The organism is Sorangium sp. So ce394 (genome assembly GCF_051474665.1).
Lineage (GTDB): Bacteria > Myxococcota_A > Polyangia > Polyangiales > Polyangiaceae > Sorangium > Sorangium cellulosum_D.
This window is the reverse complement of record NZ_CP150339.1, coordinates 12,510,672-12,525,703: the sequence shown is the minus strand read 5'-3', so window position 1 is coordinate 12,525,703 and position 15,032 is coordinate 12,510,672. Positions and strand designations below refer to the sequence as shown.

15 protein-coding genes are annotated in these 15,032 nt (G+C 72.7%); 11 read left to right on the top strand and 4 right to left on the bottom strand.

Annotated elements, in window-relative coordinates:
• Positions 1-452 precede the first annotated feature (452 nt).
• From WMF33_RS46225 to WMF33_RS46210, 4 genes are all read right to left on the bottom strand, one after another.
• Positions 453-929 (bottom strand): hypothetical protein, encoded by a 477-nt coding sequence (locus WMF33_RS46225; RefSeq protein ID WP_437334533.1) that lies wholly within the window; start codon positions 927-929, stop codon positions 453-455.
• Between the two features lie 12 nt (positions 930-941).
• Entirely contained in the window at positions 942-1,163 is a 222-nt protein-coding gene (locus WMF33_RS46220) for a hypothetical protein (protein ID WP_437334532.1), read from the bottom strand.
• 455 nt (positions 1,164-1,618) lie between these two features.
• Complete coding sequence (locus tag WMF33_RS46215) at positions 1,619-1,807, bottom strand: hypothetical protein (protein WP_437334531.1); 189 nt, start codon at positions 1,805-1,807, stop codon at positions 1,619-1,621.
• A gap of 47 nt (positions 1,808-1,854) precedes the next feature.
• Positions 1,855-2,130, bottom strand: a complete 276-nt coding sequence (locus WMF33_RS46210; RefSeq protein WP_437334530.1) for a hypothetical protein — start codon at positions 2,128-2,130, stop codon at positions 1,855-1,857.
• Between the two features lie 414 nt (positions 2,131-2,544).
• Here WMF33_RS46210 and WMF33_RS46205 point away from each other — a divergent pair, with 414 nt between their 5' ends.
• From WMF33_RS46205 to WMF33_RS46155, 11 genes are all read left to right on the top strand, one after another.
• On the top strand, positions 2,545-3,042 hold the full coding sequence (locus tag WMF33_RS46205) for a DUF2505 domain-containing protein (RefSeq protein ID WP_061622903.1): 498 nt from the start codon (positions 2,545-2,547) through the stop codon (positions 3,040-3,042).
• A complete protein-coding gene (gene sppA / locus WMF33_RS46200; RefSeq protein ID WP_437334529.1) occupies positions 3,039-5,645 on the top strand; it encodes a signal peptide peptidase SppA in 2,607 nt (868 codons plus the stop codon). Before WMF33_RS46205 ends, sppA begins: the two co-directional genes overlap by 4 nt.
• Positions 5,646-5,649: 4 nt before the next feature.
• On the top strand, positions 5,650-6,594 hold the full coding sequence (locus WMF33_RS46195) for a hypothetical protein (protein WP_020741553.1): 945 nt from the start codon (positions 5,650-5,652) through the stop codon (positions 6,592-6,594).
• A 79-nt stretch (positions 6,595-6,673) separates the two neighbouring features.
• Positions 6,674-7,327, top strand: a complete 654-nt coding sequence (locus WMF33_RS46190; protein WP_437316408.1) for a hypothetical protein — start codon at positions 6,674-6,676, stop codon at positions 7,325-7,327.
• The gene (proB, locus tag WMF33_RS46185) at positions 7,320-8,477 is read left to right on the top strand and encodes a glutamate 5-kinase (RefSeq protein ID WP_437334528.1); all 1,158 of its coding nucleotides are present in this window, start codon (positions 7,320-7,322) and stop codon (positions 8,475-8,477) included. Before WMF33_RS46190 ends, proB begins: the two co-directional genes overlap by 8 nt.
• A 126-nt stretch (positions 8,478-8,603) precedes the next feature.
• On the top strand, positions 8,604-9,131 hold the full coding sequence (locus WMF33_RS46180; RefSeq protein WP_437334527.1) for a hypothetical protein: 528 nt from the start codon (positions 8,604-8,606) through the stop codon (positions 9,129-9,131).
• Between the two features lie 404 nt (positions 9,132-9,535).
• Complete coding sequence (locus WMF33_RS46175) at positions 9,536-10,345, top strand: trypsin-like serine peptidase (protein ID WP_061623224.1); 810 nt, start codon at positions 9,536-9,538, stop codon at positions 10,343-10,345.
• Between the two features lie 73 nt (positions 10,346-10,418).
• The gene (gene lepB / locus WMF33_RS46170; RefSeq protein ID WP_437334526.1) at positions 10,419-11,057 is read left to right on the top strand and encodes a signal peptidase I; all 639 of its coding nucleotides are present in this window, start codon (positions 10,419-10,421) and stop codon (positions 11,055-11,057) included.
• A 595-nt stretch (positions 11,058-11,652) separates the two neighbouring features.
• Positions 11,653-12,435 (top strand): FHA domain-containing protein, encoded by a 783-nt coding sequence (locus WMF33_RS46165; RefSeq protein WP_165374547.1) that lies wholly within the window; start codon positions 11,653-11,655, stop codon positions 12,433-12,435.
• Positions 12,436-12,494: 59 nt separating this feature from the next.
• Positions 12,495-14,318 (top strand): DUF2169 family type VI secretion system accessory protein, encoded by a 1,824-nt coding sequence (locus tag WMF33_RS46160; protein WP_437334525.1) that lies wholly within the window; start codon positions 12,495-12,497, stop codon positions 14,316-14,318.
• A 131-nt stretch (positions 14,319-14,449) separates the two neighbouring features.
• Positions 14,450-15,001, top strand: a complete 552-nt coding sequence (locus WMF33_RS46155; protein WP_437334524.1) for a DUF3540 domain-containing protein — start codon at positions 14,450-14,452, stop codon at positions 14,999-15,001.
• The last annotated feature ends 31 nt before the right edge of the window (positions 15,002-15,032 follow it).

The window sequence follows — 15,032 nt, the reverse complement described above, 5'->3', positions numbered from 1 at the left end:
GTTCCTCTTGCGGGCTCTCCTCTATCACGGAGGCCGAGAAGAAGTACCGATCACAAACCTCTCGATGGCATCTCTGCACGAAGCGCGAGCCAGCGCAGAGCCGAGCTCTTCATGCCACAGCTTTCGTTTCTTTGGGATGCACTGCTTGAGGGCATTCCTGAGGTCCGCCATCCGTGCGAGGGGGAACGACCAACCAAGCCCAGGCTCATCGGGATCGACCTCCTCTGCGATGACGATATCGGCGCTGAGCGCGGCTGCCACATCGGAGGGGGAGAAGCATCGACATTGGTTCGACTCAGTTTTTCGATGAACGCGAGGGTCTCATCCCGAGACGGGACACGCGAAGATAGCGGCTGGCTCGGAGGGGTCAATGACGTTCGATAGCGGGTACGACGATCGAACTGGAACGCCTTCAACCCTTCCGGAGCTGGAGCCGGGCGGCGCGTGCTCAGTCATGTTTCCCGCAAGACGAAGCGGCGCAATGCCTCCCGGGAGGTGATGGCCGCCTCGTCTACGCCGAAGTCAGCTCTCCAAAGCTCGCGCTTGAATGCGAGCCCACGCGCCATAGCATCAGCAAAATCTTCCAGTGGTGCGGGTGGGAAGTCCCCGGCCACTCCTTCCGGCAGATCTTCCATAATCGAGACAGACTCGGCGCACAGGACTGCGATCATCTGCGAGACCAATGCCGTAAACTTCTTTAGCCCAGAGATCGGATGGCAGATCGCCATACTGAATTCTATGCGGCTCTCGCCACCCGTGGCACGGATCTCGATTTCGAAAACATAATCTTCGCCTCGCACGTGTACGCACCGAGCCTTTGGGCTGAAGCTGTCGGCCGGTGAAGCTCCGGGAATCCGCAACAGCAGTCCAGCAGCATCATCTTGGGATACAGACGACTCAATTGCAACCTTGAAATCCTCAACGCCCATATAAAAATCGCACTAGGGATCGAGTATGTCCTTCCAATCGTAGACAGGCCTAGGCGTCACCGAATCGAGTCGGTGGATCGCACTCTCAGGAATCTCGACGCCGGCTCGGTCCGCCGCGAGCACGCGGTGATGACCCGATACGATGTTCCCGGCCTTGTCCACGATGATCTTGTCCTTGGACCAGTCCCACGCGCGATTGCGCATCATCTCCGCAAATTCGTCGATTTTGGCCATGCCGAAGCGCCGGGCGGACTGCGCAGGCTTGAACTTCGACAGCAGCCCTCCCCCCTTGCGGCCAAGGCTTCCACTTTCGCTGCAGCCTTCCGCGCAGCTAGCTTGGCGAGAGACTTACCTCCCAACTTGACCAGTGTTTTTGCGACCGCGCCTCCCACGCCTACCACATCGATCGGGTCGATCGGCGGCGTCTTCACCGGCTTGGCCTCAGCCGCTTGCGCACCCGGTCGATCTCCTGCCAGTGCGGCACGCGGGCAGCCGAGCTCATGCATGACTCGGCGACGCACCCACTGGTGCTCTTCTCGTCGATTTGCATGCTGATGTCCTCGGGCGCCACAAACTCCTGACAGACACCGTCGACACATTTCTCGGCCCGAAGATGGGATTCAACCCAGCTCGATGAGCGGGCGTCCGTGGATCACCGCCGCGCCCCCCCGCGGGACGCCAGCCGCTACTCATTCGATTTTGTTGCGATTCTTCCTTCTGTCAATGGCCAGAGCTACGATTCCAGCCGCAAACATCACGACACCTCCCAAAACCAGCGGCGCACACAGAATCACGCCGAGCAGAATCATCTGCCTGCTCTTGACTCGGCCACCAGCAAGGACGATCGCAATACCGGCCACAGCCAGCACAGAGAACACCTTGATCCACCACTCTGGACTCGTGAGCCTATCTCGCAACATAACGATCAATCACCCATACCAGAGAACGCCACAAAAGGCGCAGCGGCAGCACCATAGATGAGCAGATCAGGCCCGTAAACCGCTGCATAAGGGACGAGGATCGAACCTGTCTGCGTGAACGCACCGGTGGTCATGCTGATGACACCAGGGGCTGTGAACCGCACCCCACCAGCGGCTTTCATAGCCGAATAGAGGCCGATCGGAAACACCCTCTGGAAGGATCCGCCGATGCGCTCGAGGACGCCGCCGCCAACGAGGCCTCCGACGCGAGCGCCGCCCACGCGCTGGAGCTCCGTAACCGCGCGTTCTGGGCCGCCGACGAGCTCGCCAGGGAGATCCGCGAGGGCGGCCGCTATGCCTTCCGCGATCAGCCCAAGATCGCGACCAGGTTCGTATCGCGCTACCGGACGAGCCTGCGGCGGCGCTCCCGCGAGAAGGCCAAGCCCATCGAGCCCGTCACCGCCCCGGCACCGAGCCCGGAGCTGACCGCGGAAGCATAACGCCGCCCGCGGGACGCAATCCTCTCACGCCCCCACCCGATCCTCTCACGCCCCCACCCGATCCTCTCACGCCCGCGCCCGATCCTCTCACGCCCCCACCCGATCCTCTCACGCCCGCACCCGATCCTCTCACGCCCGCGACCGCACCTCTCCCTCCCCCACCCGATCCTCGAAGAGGGCGTGTTAGAAGACCGCGTGCACTTCACCATCTGTCACGAGCTCGACGCGCCGCTCGACGCCGTCGAGCTCGCCGTGCTGTCGCCGGAGCTCGGGCCGCGGCTGGCCACCAAGGTCGCCTCCCTCGAGAGCGTCGTCACCGTCGAGCACGCGCTCCGCGACGGCGAGCTCCTCCGCATCCTCCGCTTCCAGGCCAGCGCGCCGCTGCCGATCTTCAAGGACTACCCCGTCGCCAAGGACGCCATGTCCTGGGAGGAGCGCTCGACCTACCGGCTCTCCGATCACGCCTCCACGTGGCAGGTCAGCCCGAAGGAGCAGTGGCGCAGCTACTTCCGCTCCGCAGGCACCTACCGGCTCGAGCGCCTGCCCCAGGGGCGCACCCGCCGCCGCGTCGACGGCGACATCCAGATCCGGCTGCGCCTGCTCGGCCCCCTCGTCGAACGCCTCGCCCTCGCCGAGGTCCAGCGGACGTACGACGCCGAAGCGGATACGCTCCGGGAGCTCGTCACCGCATGAACGACCTACCCCGCCCCGAGACCCCCGCCCGCCGCGCCCGCTTCGCCCGCCCCGCCGCCGCGCTCCTCGGCCTGTGCGCGCTCGCCAGCGCGACCACCGCGCTCGCCGCGCCGACCGACGGCCCCGCGCAGCCGATCCCCGACCCGGGCAAGCCCGTCGCCAGCAGCGACGACACCTCGGCCATCGCGGTGAACCCCGCGAACCTCTCCTTCCTCCCAGGCACGGAGCTCCGGTGGACCTGGGTCTCCACGGGCTCGGCCTCGCCGCTGCCCGCGCGCGGCCACGCCTTCGCGCTCGGCGTGCCGCTCTGGTTCGTGTCGACCGGCCTGCGCTTCGACTTCCTCGACCCGCCCGGGGCCGCGCCGGCGCCGTTCGACAGCCCCTCGCGGTGGTTCCGCTGGGGGCTCGCGCTCGACACCGGCCCGGGCTTCGCGTTCGGCACCACGCTCGGCTGGGGCAGCTCCGACGCGCCGGCGCTCGACGGGTACTTCTCCCTCACGAGCGGCATCACCCTCCGGCCCTTCACCTGGCTCTCCCTCTCGGCCGTCGCGCGCGACTGGAACCGCCCCGAGAACCGCCTCGGCGAGGCCCTCGAGCGCAGCTACGATTTCGGCGTCGCGGTGCGGCCCGTGGGCGGCAGGCGCGCGCTCGAGATCGGGCTCGAGACCGCCTACGTCGAGAACAGCGACCCCGACCGGAGCGGCACCTTCACGCCGCGCGCGACGCTCGGCCTGCGCGTGCCCTACGTGGGCACCCTCCGCGGCGACGTGACGCTGCGCGACCTCGCCAGCGAGGACGGCCCCGAGGTCGCCGCCATGGCCGGCCTCGACGTCAACGTCGGCGGGCTCCAGGTCTCCGGCGGCGGCGTCTTCGGCGACGCCGTCACGAAGAGCGGCACCGGCTTCTACACCAGCGTCGCGCTCCGCAGCTTCTCCGAGCCGGGCGTCCGGCGGCTGGCCCGCGTCGTCCGCGTCCGCCTCGACTCGACCCCGGGCGTCCGCAGGCACACGCGGCTCCTCCAGCAGCTCTGGCGCCTCGCCGAGGCCCCGGAGGTCTCCGGGGTCGCGCTCGTGCTCCGCGCCGAGCCGGCCAGCTCGCTCGCCCACGCCGAGGAGGTCGCCGACGCGATCCGCAACCTCCGGAGCCACGGCAAGAAGGTCCTCTGCCACCTCGAGGACGCCGGCGGCCGCGCGCTCCACGTGTGCTCGCACGCCGACGCGATCGCCATGAACCCCGCGGGCGGGCTGCGCTTCTCCGGCATCTCGTCGAGCTACTTCTACTTCGGCGGGCTCCTCAAGAAGCTCGGCGTGCAGGCCGACCTCGTCCGCATCGGCCCGCACAAGCTCGCCGCCGAGCAGTTCGCCCGCGAGGGCAGCACCCAGGTCGGCAAGGAGGACCACCAGGCGCTGGTCGATCAGCTGAGCGGCGCGTTCCTCGACGCGGTGAGCGCCGGGCGCCGCATCCCCGTCGAGGAGCTCGAGCGGCGGCTCGCGCGCGGCCCGTTCCTCGCGCAGGAGGCGCGGCAGAGCGGCCTCGTCGACCTGCTCGCCTACGACGACGAGCTCGGCCGCGTCATCGACGAGGTGATGGGGCGCGCCTCCCGCGTCGTCGACGACGACGCGGGCGACGAGGCGCCGGAGCGCTGGGGCTACTCGCCCAAGATCGCCCTCGTCTACCTCGACGGCGACATGATCGACGGCGAGAGCCGGTCGATCCCGCTCCTCGGCGTCAAGCTCGCGGGCTCGTACACGATCGCCGGGGCGCTGCGCCGCGCGCGCGAGGACCACAACGTCCGCGCCGTCGTGCTCCGCGTGGAGACCGGCGGCGGCTCGACGCTCGCGTCGGACGTCATCCTCCGCGAGGCGATCCTCACGGCGCGCGTGAAGCCGCTCATCGTCTCGATGGGCTCGCAGGCCGCGAGCGGCGGCTACTACGCGTCCGTCGCCGGCGGCCAGATCTTCGCGAACCGCTCCACCATCACCGGCTCCATCGGCATCTTCTACGGGAAGGTCGACGTCACCGGGCTGCTCCAGAAGCTCGGCGTCAGCATCGAGACGCACCGCTCGTCGCCGCGCGCCGACGCCGAGTCGATCTACCGGCCGTTCACCGACGACGAGCGCGAGCAGCTCGGGGTCAAGGTGAAGCAGCTCTACGACCGGTTCGTCGCCCGCGTCGCCGAGGGCCGGCGCATGCGGCCCGACGAGGTCGACGCCATCGCGCGCGGGCGCGTGTGGACCGGCGCCCAGGCCCTGGAGCGCCGGCTCGTCGATCGCGTCGGCGGGCTGCGGGAGGCGCTCGCCGAGGCGCGCCGGCTCGGCCAGCTGCCCGACGACGCGCCGGTCCTGTCGCTCCCCGAGGAGGACACGTCGCTCCTCGGCTACGCGCTCAGCCTCGTCGGCCTCTCGGCGCAGGCCCAGGGCGAGCTCGCGACGGCGACCATCCCGCCCGTCATGCTCGACGCCGCGCGCGCCCTCACGCCGTTCCTCGTGTTCGGCGCCGACAGGCCGCTCGCGCGCAGCGAGTTCGCCGGCGAGATCTCGTTCGGCGCCCCCGCGACGGCGCGCGAGGACGAGCCCGCGCCGCCGTCGCTCGAGGAGCGCTGAGCCCATGGGGGACGCCGAGGCCGCGGGCCCGCCGCTCTTCGACGCCCGCGCCGCGCGCATCGCCGTCGACGACGTGGTCGCGATCGACGCGCTCACCGCGGCGTCGCGCGGCGACCGCGTGCTCTGCGCCGGCGACACCGGCGCGCTCTTCGCGGCGCTCACGGGCATCCCGCTGTCTTCCGTCCGCTCCGCGTCGCCGGACGACGCGCTCGACGCGGCGCCCGGCGAGGCGCGCGTCGTCGCCGGCCGGCTCGCGATCGCGGGCCGCGACGTCGCGCGCTCGGCGCACCGGGCCGCGAGCGGGGCCGCGCCGCTCGATCCGCCGCTGCCGCTCGCGTGGACCGTGGACGCCTACGTCGCCTGGGGCGCGCGGCTCGCCGGGGCCTCGCCGCGCGCGGCCGCCGAGCTGGTGCCCTCCGCGCTGGCCCGGGTCGGCCTCGCGGCCGCCCAGAAGCGCGCGCTCCGGACGCTCGCGCTGCCCGAGCGCCGCGCGCTCGTCCTCGCCCAGGCGATCGCGACGGCGCCGCCCGTGCTGATCGCCGAGGATCCGCTCGTCGGCCTCGACGACGGCGCGGCCGGCTTCGTCCTCGCCGCGCTCGCGGGCGCCACCGAGGGCCGCGGCGCGCTGCTCACGGCGGCGCGCCTCGACGTCGAGGGCCCGCGGGGCGTCCTGGTCCGCGGCGCCACCGACGTGCTCGTGCTCGCCGGCGGCGAGCTCGCCTTCTCGGGCACGTTCGCGGAGGTCGCCGCCGGCGGGCGCCTCTACACGCTCACCGTCCGCAGCAACGCGGAGCTCCTCCGCGAGGAGCTCGCCGCCCGGGGCATCGCGCTGCGGGGAGGGCCGGCGCGCTTCTCGGCCGCGCTGCCCGAGGGCGCGACCACCCGCGACGTCGTCCTGGCCGCCGCGCGCTGCCGCGCCGCGATCGTCGAGCTCACCCCCCTCTTCTGAGGGCGGCGCGCGCCTCGGGGCCGCGCGCCTCCATCGCCACTGTTCGCCACCCGGCGGGCGCCGTAGTACCGTGCGCTCGATGTCATCCGAAGCCGCCGCGAACAAGCCGTCCGCCGCTCAGGTCACCCCGGGCGGCCCGCCTCCCGGAGGTCGACTCGCCGTGCTCACCGCGTTCGCGGTGGGCGCCTCGTGGCTCCCGGTCCCGGTCCTCCCCGATCGGATGCTCCTGCGCATCCGCGGGGCGATCGCCCAGGACACGGTGGCCCGCCACGGCCTCAGCCTCACCACCGACGCGCGCGCCCTGCTCGCCCAGCCCGGCGCGGAGCAGACCCCGCTCCGCAAGGCCGCGCAGCTCGTCACGAAGGAGGTCCTCCGGCGGCTCAACCCGGCCCTCGCGCTCGCGGCGGCCGCGCGCGGCCTCGAGGTCTACGCCCTCGGCCACCTGCTGAACCGCTACATCACGCGCTTCCGACGGAGCAGCGCCGTCCGGATCCACGCCGACGAGGCGCGCTGGATCCGCGACGCGGTCGATCGGGCGGTGCGGCGCTCGCTGTCCCCGTCGCTCCACGCGAGCGTCACCATCCTGCCGAGCGGCGCGGAGGACCTGCGCGACGAGTTCACGCGCTGGATCGATGCGTTCCTGCTCGCCGGCGCCGCCGTCCCCGAGTACATCGAGCGCCGCCTCGACGCGGCCTTCGACGAGATCGCCGCTGCCGGCCTGCCCCATGACTGACCACGAGGAACGCACCGCCACGAAGGGCGCCGCGGGCCGCCACGCGGAGGGCCCCGCGCCCGAGATCGACGCCGACGGCGCGCGCGCCGCGCTCAAGCGCTGCCGCCGCATCATCGTCAAGATCGGCTCGAAGAGCCTGTCCGGCGACGCGTGGGACCGGCTCGCCGTCGAGGTGGCCGCGCTCCGCGCCCGCTCCGGCCGGAACCTCGTCATCGTGTCGAGCGGCGCCATCGCCCTCGGGGTGACGAAGCTCGGCCTCAAGGCGCGGCCGAAGGACATGGCCTGGCTCCAGGCCGCGGCCGCGGCCGGCCAGAGCGTGCTGATGCAGCGCTACGAGGAGGCCTTCGGCAAGGTCGGCCTGCGCGTCGCGCAGGTGCTCCTCACGCACGCCGACCTCGCCGACCGCACCCGCACCAACAACGCGAGGAACGCCCTCGCCGCGCTGCTCGAGGCGGGCGCCATCCCGATCATCAACGAGAACGACGCCGTCGCGGTCGAGGAGATCAAGTTCGGCGACAACGACCAGCTCGCGGCGATGGTCACGCCGCTCTGCGAGGCCGATCTCCTGATCCTCCTCTCGGACGTCGAGGGCCTGCTCGACGGCGACGGGCGCCGCGTGCCGTTCGTGCGCAGCGTCGCCCGCGAGGCGCGGCACCTCGCCGGCGGCTCGACCTCCGGCGTCGGCACCGGCGGCATGGCCAGCAAGGTGGAGGCCGCGCGGCGCGCCACGCTCGCGGGCTCGCACGTGGTCATCGCCGCCGCGCGCGAGCCGGGCATCATCACGAGCATCCTCTCGGGCGAGGACGTCGGCACCCTCTTCGCCGCCGTCCCGCAGCGGCTCAGCGCGCGCAAGCACTGGATCGCGTACACGCTGCGCCCGCGCGGCGCGATCCTCGTCGACCGGGGCGCCGCCGAGGCGATCGCCTCGAAGAACCGGAGCATCCTCGCGGTCGGCGTCCTCGGCGTGCGCGGCACCTTCCTCCCGGGCGACGCCGTGGCCGTCTTCGACCCGGAGGGCACCGAGATCGCGCGTGGGCTCGCGCGGATGTCCGCCGGCGACGCCGCGCGCATCGCGCGGAAGAAGCGTGACGACGCCGGCGAGGACGTCGTCGTCCACCGCGACGACCTCGTGGTGCTCCCGAGCGAGTGACCCCGCCGCCGCCCGGGCGCACCCTGTAGGCGCGACGGCCACCCGATCGCGCGTTCTTCGAGGCTCGCGGGAACCTCCGCGCCGCCCGGCTGTCACTCCGCTCCATCAGCTCCTGGAGGTCGGGTGATGCGCTTCGGGTTGTTCGTCGCCAACGGCTTGGTTCTCGCGGGGGTCGCCTGGACGGTCGGGCTCGGGCCGAGCGTCCAGGCGTCGCAGCTGCTGCCGGCGCGCGCCACGGCGGGGCTCGGTGAGCTCGCCGAGCTCGAGGCGCGCTACGCCGAGGGCCGGACGCGGGAGAGCGTCACCGCGCTCGCCGCGGCTTACCTCGATCGCGATCAGCCGGGCCTCGCCTCCTCCGCGCTCGAGGCCGCGCCCCGCGAGGTGCGCGAGCTCCCCGAGGCGGCGCACCTCTCGGCGCGCGCGCTGCTCCGCCGCGGTCGCGTCCGCGACGCGCTCGCCGCGGCCGAGCAGGCCTCGGCCGCCTGCGCGGCGGGCGTCTGTCCCGCGTGGCTCGCGGCGAAGTCCGAGCGGCAGCGCGCCTTCCTCGAGCAGCTCGCCGCCGCGGGCGTCGACGATCCGCAGCTCGACGCGACCGCCGCGCGCGCCGCCTACGAGCGCAGCGCGAGCGAGGTGCGCCTCGTTGCGATGCGCTGAACGCAGCGCGCCCAGCGCGCGTCAGGGACGATCGAGGCGCCGAGATCGTGCGCGCGCACCGGAAGAAATCTGCTCAGGGCCAATCTCTTCGATCTCGCTGGACAGGAGGGGAGTTCGTCAGGCGGTCCATGGGACAGCGCGGGGGCGCGAGCGCGGCGAGGCGCCCGCGGCGGGGTCGCCGATCGTCAGGGTCGTATCCAAGCTTGGAAACCCTGTCGTTGTCGAATGACGGTCACCGCCTTCTGTCGTAGCCTTGGGTCTTGCTCGGCGCGTCCACACCGGGGGCGCTGTCCGATTGAACAACCGGTTGCGCTTGGGAGGGTCTCCCTCAGGTGGAACAGCCGCAAGCTCGCACGCTGGGCGCCCTGGCGACTGCATCGACAGGGTTGTACCGACGCGCCGTCGTGGTCGCTGCAGCGCTCGGCCTCACCGCCGCCGCGGGCTGCGCGCCGCCGATCACCAACGCAGGGCTGGCGATCCCCGCCGCGAAGCCGGGCCAGGAGCAGCGCCCGGTCCAGCTGCGACCGCCGTTCGAGCTGGCGACGAACGAGGACGCGATCGTCCGGATCGTCACCGACGTGACCTGCACGGGGACGCTCATCACCGAGGACCTGGTGCTCACCGCGCACCACTGCGTCGCGGCGCGCGACGAGAACGGCAGGACGCTGCGCCGCGACCAGGAGCCCGAGGCCATCTCGATCGAGCTCGGGGGCGACCACCTGCCCTGGGGCGACGTGACGGTCCGCGCGGTGGTGTCGCCGGACTGCGGGTACACGTCGGGCGAGGGCGACATCGCGATCCTGGTGCTGTCGCGCCGCCTGATCGGGATCCCGACCCTCGCGCCGCGGATCGAGGGCGAGCCCGCGCTCAAGGAGACGGTGACCCCGTACGGCTTCGGCCGGTGCGCGCTCTCGCGCGATCCGATCCACCTCGTGCCGCGGCTGGGCGGCACGATCGACCGGCTGGCCCCGGGGCACTTCGTCGCGACCGCCTCGATCTGCCCGGGGGACTCGGGGGGGCCCGCGCGGAGCGACGCGTGGGGCGACGTCGTCGGCGTGATCTCGTCGAGCGTGATGGACGGCGACGAGCACACGACCGGCACCTCGTACTTCAGCCGCCTCGACGTGTGGCCCGAGCTCTTCTCCGCGGCCCGCGAGATCGCGGCGGGCGCGAGCCCGAGCGAGCTGCCGCCGTACCGGAGCTGCCTGCGTTGACGGCGGCGCGGCGTCCGCGGGCCCGCGTTGCTCGCCGCCCGCGGCCGCCGCTGCGCTAGGCTGCGGGGCCGCCATGCGGAAGCTGTTCAACGGGCTGCTCTGGATCGTCGGAACCTTGCTGGTGATCGGCGTCGTGCTCCGCGCGCTCGTCCTCGACGTGTGGGCGGTGCCGGACGACCCGAGCCTCGGCGCCTCGATCGCGCCGAGCCTCGCCCCGGGCGACGTCGTCGTCGTGCTGACGCGGGGCACGCCCGGCTTCGGCGAGCTGGTGCGGTGCCCGGATCCCGAGGTCCCCGGCAGCCACATCGTCGGCCGGATCGCGGGCGTGCCGGGCGACACGGTCGAGGTCGACCACAGCGCCCTGGTCGTGAACGGGCAGCGCTACGAGGCCGAGGTCGCCTGCACCGAGCCGAAGCTGAGCATCGTCGATCCCGCCACGAACGACACGGTCCAGGTCGCGTGCGACATGGTGAGGATGGGCCCCGGCCTCCACCTGCGGGCGACGGGCCGCAGGCCGCCGCTCGAGCGCCGCCACCGCGTGGAGGTGCGTCCCGACACGGTCTTCCTGCTGAGCGACAACCGGAGCTACCACGACGACTCGCGCGATTTCGGCCTCCAGCCGCGCGCGGCGTGCAGCCAGCGGATCGTGTTCCGGCTCTGGGGCGCCGGGGGCTGGAGCGACGACCAGCGCCGCTTCACCTTCGTGCGCTGACAGCGCCAGCGGCCACGTCAGGCCGGCGGCCACGTCGGCGCCGGCGGCCACGTCAGCGCCGGCAAGCTGCTCCAGGGCGGGCAGCCTGCGGCAGCGCCGGCGGCCCGCGTCAGCTCGTGCTTGACCCCTCCGCTCTTCGACGTCTAGAACCGTGGTTCTCTCCACCCGGGTCGGGGATCCAGCGCGAGCAGCGGGCAGGGTCCTCCGCCCCCGGGCTCGCTTCATCGGTCGGAGGTCCGCCCAGGCGGCCTTCTGCTGGCGCGGGTCGGAGAACCGCGGTCCGCGGTCCTCCAATGCACCGAGGAGACGTTTGCACACCGAGCAGCACGAGATTGGCATCGTCTGTGGCCAGTGCGACCTGTGGAGCCCGATGGGCACCGCGCGTTGTCCTGAGTGCGCGAACGACTTGGCCCTGTTCACGCCGCGCCGGGGGAACGCGCCGGCCGCGTCGGCCCGTCGCTCTCCGACGCCCGCCGCCGGCAGCCTGGGCGCGAGGGAGCCCCGGCTCGACCCGACGAGCTCGCGCGGCGCGGGGCGGAGCCCCAAGACCACCTCGTCCAAGAGCGAATTTGCCGAACTCTCCCAGGAGGAGCTGATGGAGCAAGCCCGTAACTACGTCTGCCGTTCCTGCTCGAGCGGTGTTCCCTCGGGCCACAAGTTCTGCGGGAGGTGCGGAACGGCGGTCCCGCCCGAGATCCTCAACGCGCAGACGCTGTTCTTCGGGGACATGCAGAACCCGGCGAAGGCGAAGCTGATCCTCATCCGCGGCGAGGGCATGGACGGCCTCTCCTTCCACCTGAAGGCCGAGCAGCACATCGTCGGCCGCAACGGGCAGCTCGTCTTCCCGGACGATCCGTTCGTCTCGCCGAAGCACGCGAACTTCTTCTACCGCGACGGCAAGCTGGTCGTGCGCGACGAGGGCTCGCTGAACGGCGTGTACATCCGCGTGCGCGGCACGATCGACATCACGCCGGGCGACACGTTCCTCGCGGGCGAGCAGCTCTTCCGGCTCGATCCGACGCCGCGCGCCTCCGACGGCCAGGATCCGGACGGGACCTTCTTCTACTCCTCGCCCAAGCACCCGAGCCCGTTCCGCCTCACCCAGGTGCTCCAGGGCGGCGCGGTCGGCATGACCGTGTGCGCGCGCGGCAGCTCGCTGCAGATCGGGCGCGAGGGCGGCGACCTGAACTTCCCCGTCGACCTGTACATGTCGGGCTCGCACTGCCGCCTCGAGGAGCACAACGGCAAGTTCACGCTCACCGATCTCAACAGCCGCAACGGGACCTACGTGCGCATCAAGAGCGAGCGCGAGCTCGCCCACGGCGACTACCTCTTCATCGGCCGCAAGCTGCTGCGCGTCGAGCTCAACACCAACTGAGCGCCGACCGGCCGCGCGCGGCCGAGCCGGCGCGATCTCCGCCGGAGGAGCGATCGCCCATGACCGCCGCTCGCTGGCCGCTCGACGTCCTCCGCGCCGGACCGGTCGCCGCGGGCGCGAGGCTGTGGCGCAGCCGCGGTCAGCTCCACGTGACGCTCGTCGCGAAGGCCACCTTCGCGATGGTGCCGGGCGGCGAGGCGCGGCGGCTCGAGCCGATGGAGGTGATCCGCAGCGAGGTCTACGTGCGCGGCCACCCGATGAAGCCGCTCCTCGCGGCGAGCGATCTCGCGCCCTGGCTGGAGCGCGCCGAGGTGGTGCTCACGGGGCACGCGTGGGCGCCGGGCGGGGTGCCGGTCCGGCGGATGCCGGTGCGGCTCGCGATCGTGCGCGGGGCGGCGGCGCTCGTCGACAAGCGCCTCGAGGTCGTCGGCGATCGAGCGGCCTCCGCGGCGTCGCCCGAGCCCGAGCCGGAGCCGTTCGTGAAGATGCCGATCGAGTACCAGCGCGCCTGGGGCGGCGTCGACGAGCCGGAGAACCCGTTCGGCGTCGGCGCGCTCGCGGACCCGGACGGCAAGATGTCGCTGCCCAACGTGCTGCCGCCGGACGGGGGGCGCGCGCCGGTCGGCCTCGGGCCGATCCCGCCGATCGCGCCGGCCCGGGCGCGCCTGCTCCGCGGGCTCGCGCGCAGCGAGCTGGAGGGGGCCGCGTCGATCCCGGAGGATTTCGACTGGTCGTACTTCCAGTCGGCGCCGCTGGATCAGCGCTTCGACCGGGTGCTCGGCGGCGAGCAGATCGTGCTGGAGGGCCTGAGCCCGCATCACCCGGCGCTGGCCACGCGCCTGCCGGCGCTGCGGGCGCTCGCGACGATCTACCTGCCGAACGGCGTGCAGCGGTGGCTGTCGCTCGCGGGCGACACGCTGATCGTGCACGCCGACGCCGAGCGGTGCGCGGTGGTCTTCCGCGGGAGCTTCCAGGTGGCCTCGGAGGAGGCGCTCTCGGCGCTGCGCGTGGCGGTGGGCGTGGAGGCCGGCGGCGAGCCGGTGCCGTGGCCGGACCTCGCCGAGGTGCTCGCCAGGGCGCCGCTCGCGGAGGCCGCGCCGGAGACCGTGAAGCTGACGGACTGGAGCACGACGGTGACCCTCGACGATGAGGACATCGCCGAGGCGCCGGAGAGCGTCGCGGCCGGGCGGGAGCACCCGCTCGCGGGCACGCACCCGCTCGCGGGCACGCACCCGCTCGCGGGCACGCATCCGCTCGCGGGCACGTTCTCGCTCGACGACACGCTGCCGCCGACGGGGAGCGAGGCGCGGTCCCGCCAGGCGCAGGCCGCGCTGCCGCCGCCCGCGCGGGTCCGAGGCGAGGGTCACGACGCGGTGCGCGCGCCGTTTCCGATCGCGCCTGCGGGCGTGAGCAGCGAGCGGGAGAGCGGCGAGCACCCGGGTGCGCCGTGGGCGGCGGGCCGCGCGGCGGCGATCCCGGTGCCCGCGTCGCCGCTGGAGGGCACGGTCGATTTGCGCGAGCCGGACGCCGCGCCTGCGCCGGATGCCGCGCCTGCGGATGCCGCGCTGGAGGCTCCGCGTGCGCCGGATGCCGCGCTGGAGCCGGACGCCGCGTCGCTGCCTGCGCCCGCGTCGGCGCTCGTGGCCGCGTCAGCGCCCGGACCTGCACCCGCGTCCGCGCCGACGATCGCCGCGACGCGGGCACCCGCGCCTGCAGCCGCATCCGCGCCCGCGCTCGCCGCCGAGCTGCAGCCCGCGCCGGAGCGCGGTCGCGAGGCCGAGCATTCGCCCGAGCCGCGTGCGCCGGCCCCGGCGCCGCACGCGCCGAGGCAAGGGCGGACCAGCCTCCTTGGCAGCCTGTACAAGCGCTTTCGCAAGGACTGAGCCGGAAAGAGGGGAGTCATGGCCGGATCTCACCATGAAGACGGGAAGAGAGGACCTGGGTCTTCCCGGCTGCATGGCGCCCTCTCCGGGGCAGCTCGGGCCAGCGCCGCGACGACGTTGGAGGGACGATCATGTCGGAGGTAGCCGTGGTTCGGGAGCGCGCGGCGTCCGTGCGCGTCGAGGAGTACCTGGGGCCCGCGCATGTGCTGGAGGCCCGCGGGCACGCGGTGGTGATCGAGCTGCCGGAGGGGGAGCGCGCGGAGGCGACGATGGCGCTGGCGATCCCGTACGCGCCGGCGGTGGGCGACGTGCTCCTGGTGATCGGCCGGGGCGCGCGCTTCTATGTCATCGGCGTCCTGCACGGGACGGGCAAGGTGACGCTGGAGCTCCAGGGCGACGTCGACGTCCGGGCGGCGGGCGGGGCGCTGCGGCTGTCCGGCGACCGGGGGATCGAGCTCCGGGGGCCGGAGGTGGACCTCTACGGCGACAAGGTGCGGGTGTTCGCGGGCGCGCTGGTGCAGAAGGCGGCGTCGCTCGTGCAGCGCGTGACCGACCTGTTCAGCCTGCACGCGCGCGAGAGCCACACGGTGGTGGACGGGTCCGCGACGACGAAGGCGCACCGGGCGACGGTGCTGACCGAGGAGACGATGACGATCAACGGGAAGGAGATCCACCTCGGTTAACCAGGACGACGCGCATGCGCTGGGTCGGGCG

What these genes read in the sequence shown, in the direction of transcription:
- WMF33_RS46225 (WP_437334533.1), bottom strand. Translation starts at nt 929, where the DNA reads ATGGGCGTTGAGGATTTCAAGGTTGCAATTGAGTCGTCTGTATCCCAA.
- WMF33_RS46220 (WP_437334532.1), bottom strand. Translation starts at nt 1,163, where the DNA reads ATGGCCAAAATCGACGAATTTGCGGAGATGATGCGCAATCGCGCGTGG.
- sppA (WP_437334529.1), top strand. Translation starts at nt 3,039, where the DNA reads ATGAACGACCTACCCCGCCCCGAGACCCCCGCCCGCCGCGCCCGCTTC.
- WMF33_RS46195 (WP_020741553.1), top strand. Translation starts at nt 5,650, where the DNA reads ATGGGGGACGCCGAGGCCGCGGGCCCGCCGCTCTTCGACGCCCGCGCC.
- WMF33_RS46190 (WP_437316408.1), top strand. Translation starts at nt 6,674, where the DNA reads ATGTCATCCGAAGCCGCCGCGAACAAGCCGTCCGCCGCTCAGGTCACC.
- proB (WP_437334528.1), top strand. Translation starts at nt 7,320, where the DNA reads ATGACTGACCACGAGGAACGCACCGCCACGAAGGGCGCCGCGGGCCGC.
- WMF33_RS46180 (WP_437334527.1), top strand. Translation starts at nt 8,604, where the DNA reads ATGCGCTTCGGGTTGTTCGTCGCCAACGGCTTGGTTCTCGCGGGGGTC.
- lepB (WP_437334526.1), top strand. Translation starts at nt 10,419, where the DNA reads ATGCGGAAGCTGTTCAACGGGCTGCTCTGGATCGTCGGAACCTTGCTG.
- WMF33_RS46165 (WP_165374547.1), top strand. Translation starts at nt 11,653, where the DNA reads ATGGAGCAAGCCCGTAACTACGTCTGCCGTTCCTGCTCGAGCGGTGTT.
- WMF33_RS46160 (WP_437334525.1), top strand. Translation starts at nt 12,495, where the DNA reads ATGACCGCCGCTCGCTGGCCGCTCGACGTCCTCCGCGCCGGACCGGTC.
- WMF33_RS46155 (WP_437334524.1), top strand. Translation starts at nt 14,450, where the DNA reads ATGTCGGAGGTAGCCGTGGTTCGGGAGCGCGCGGCGTCCGTGCGCGTC.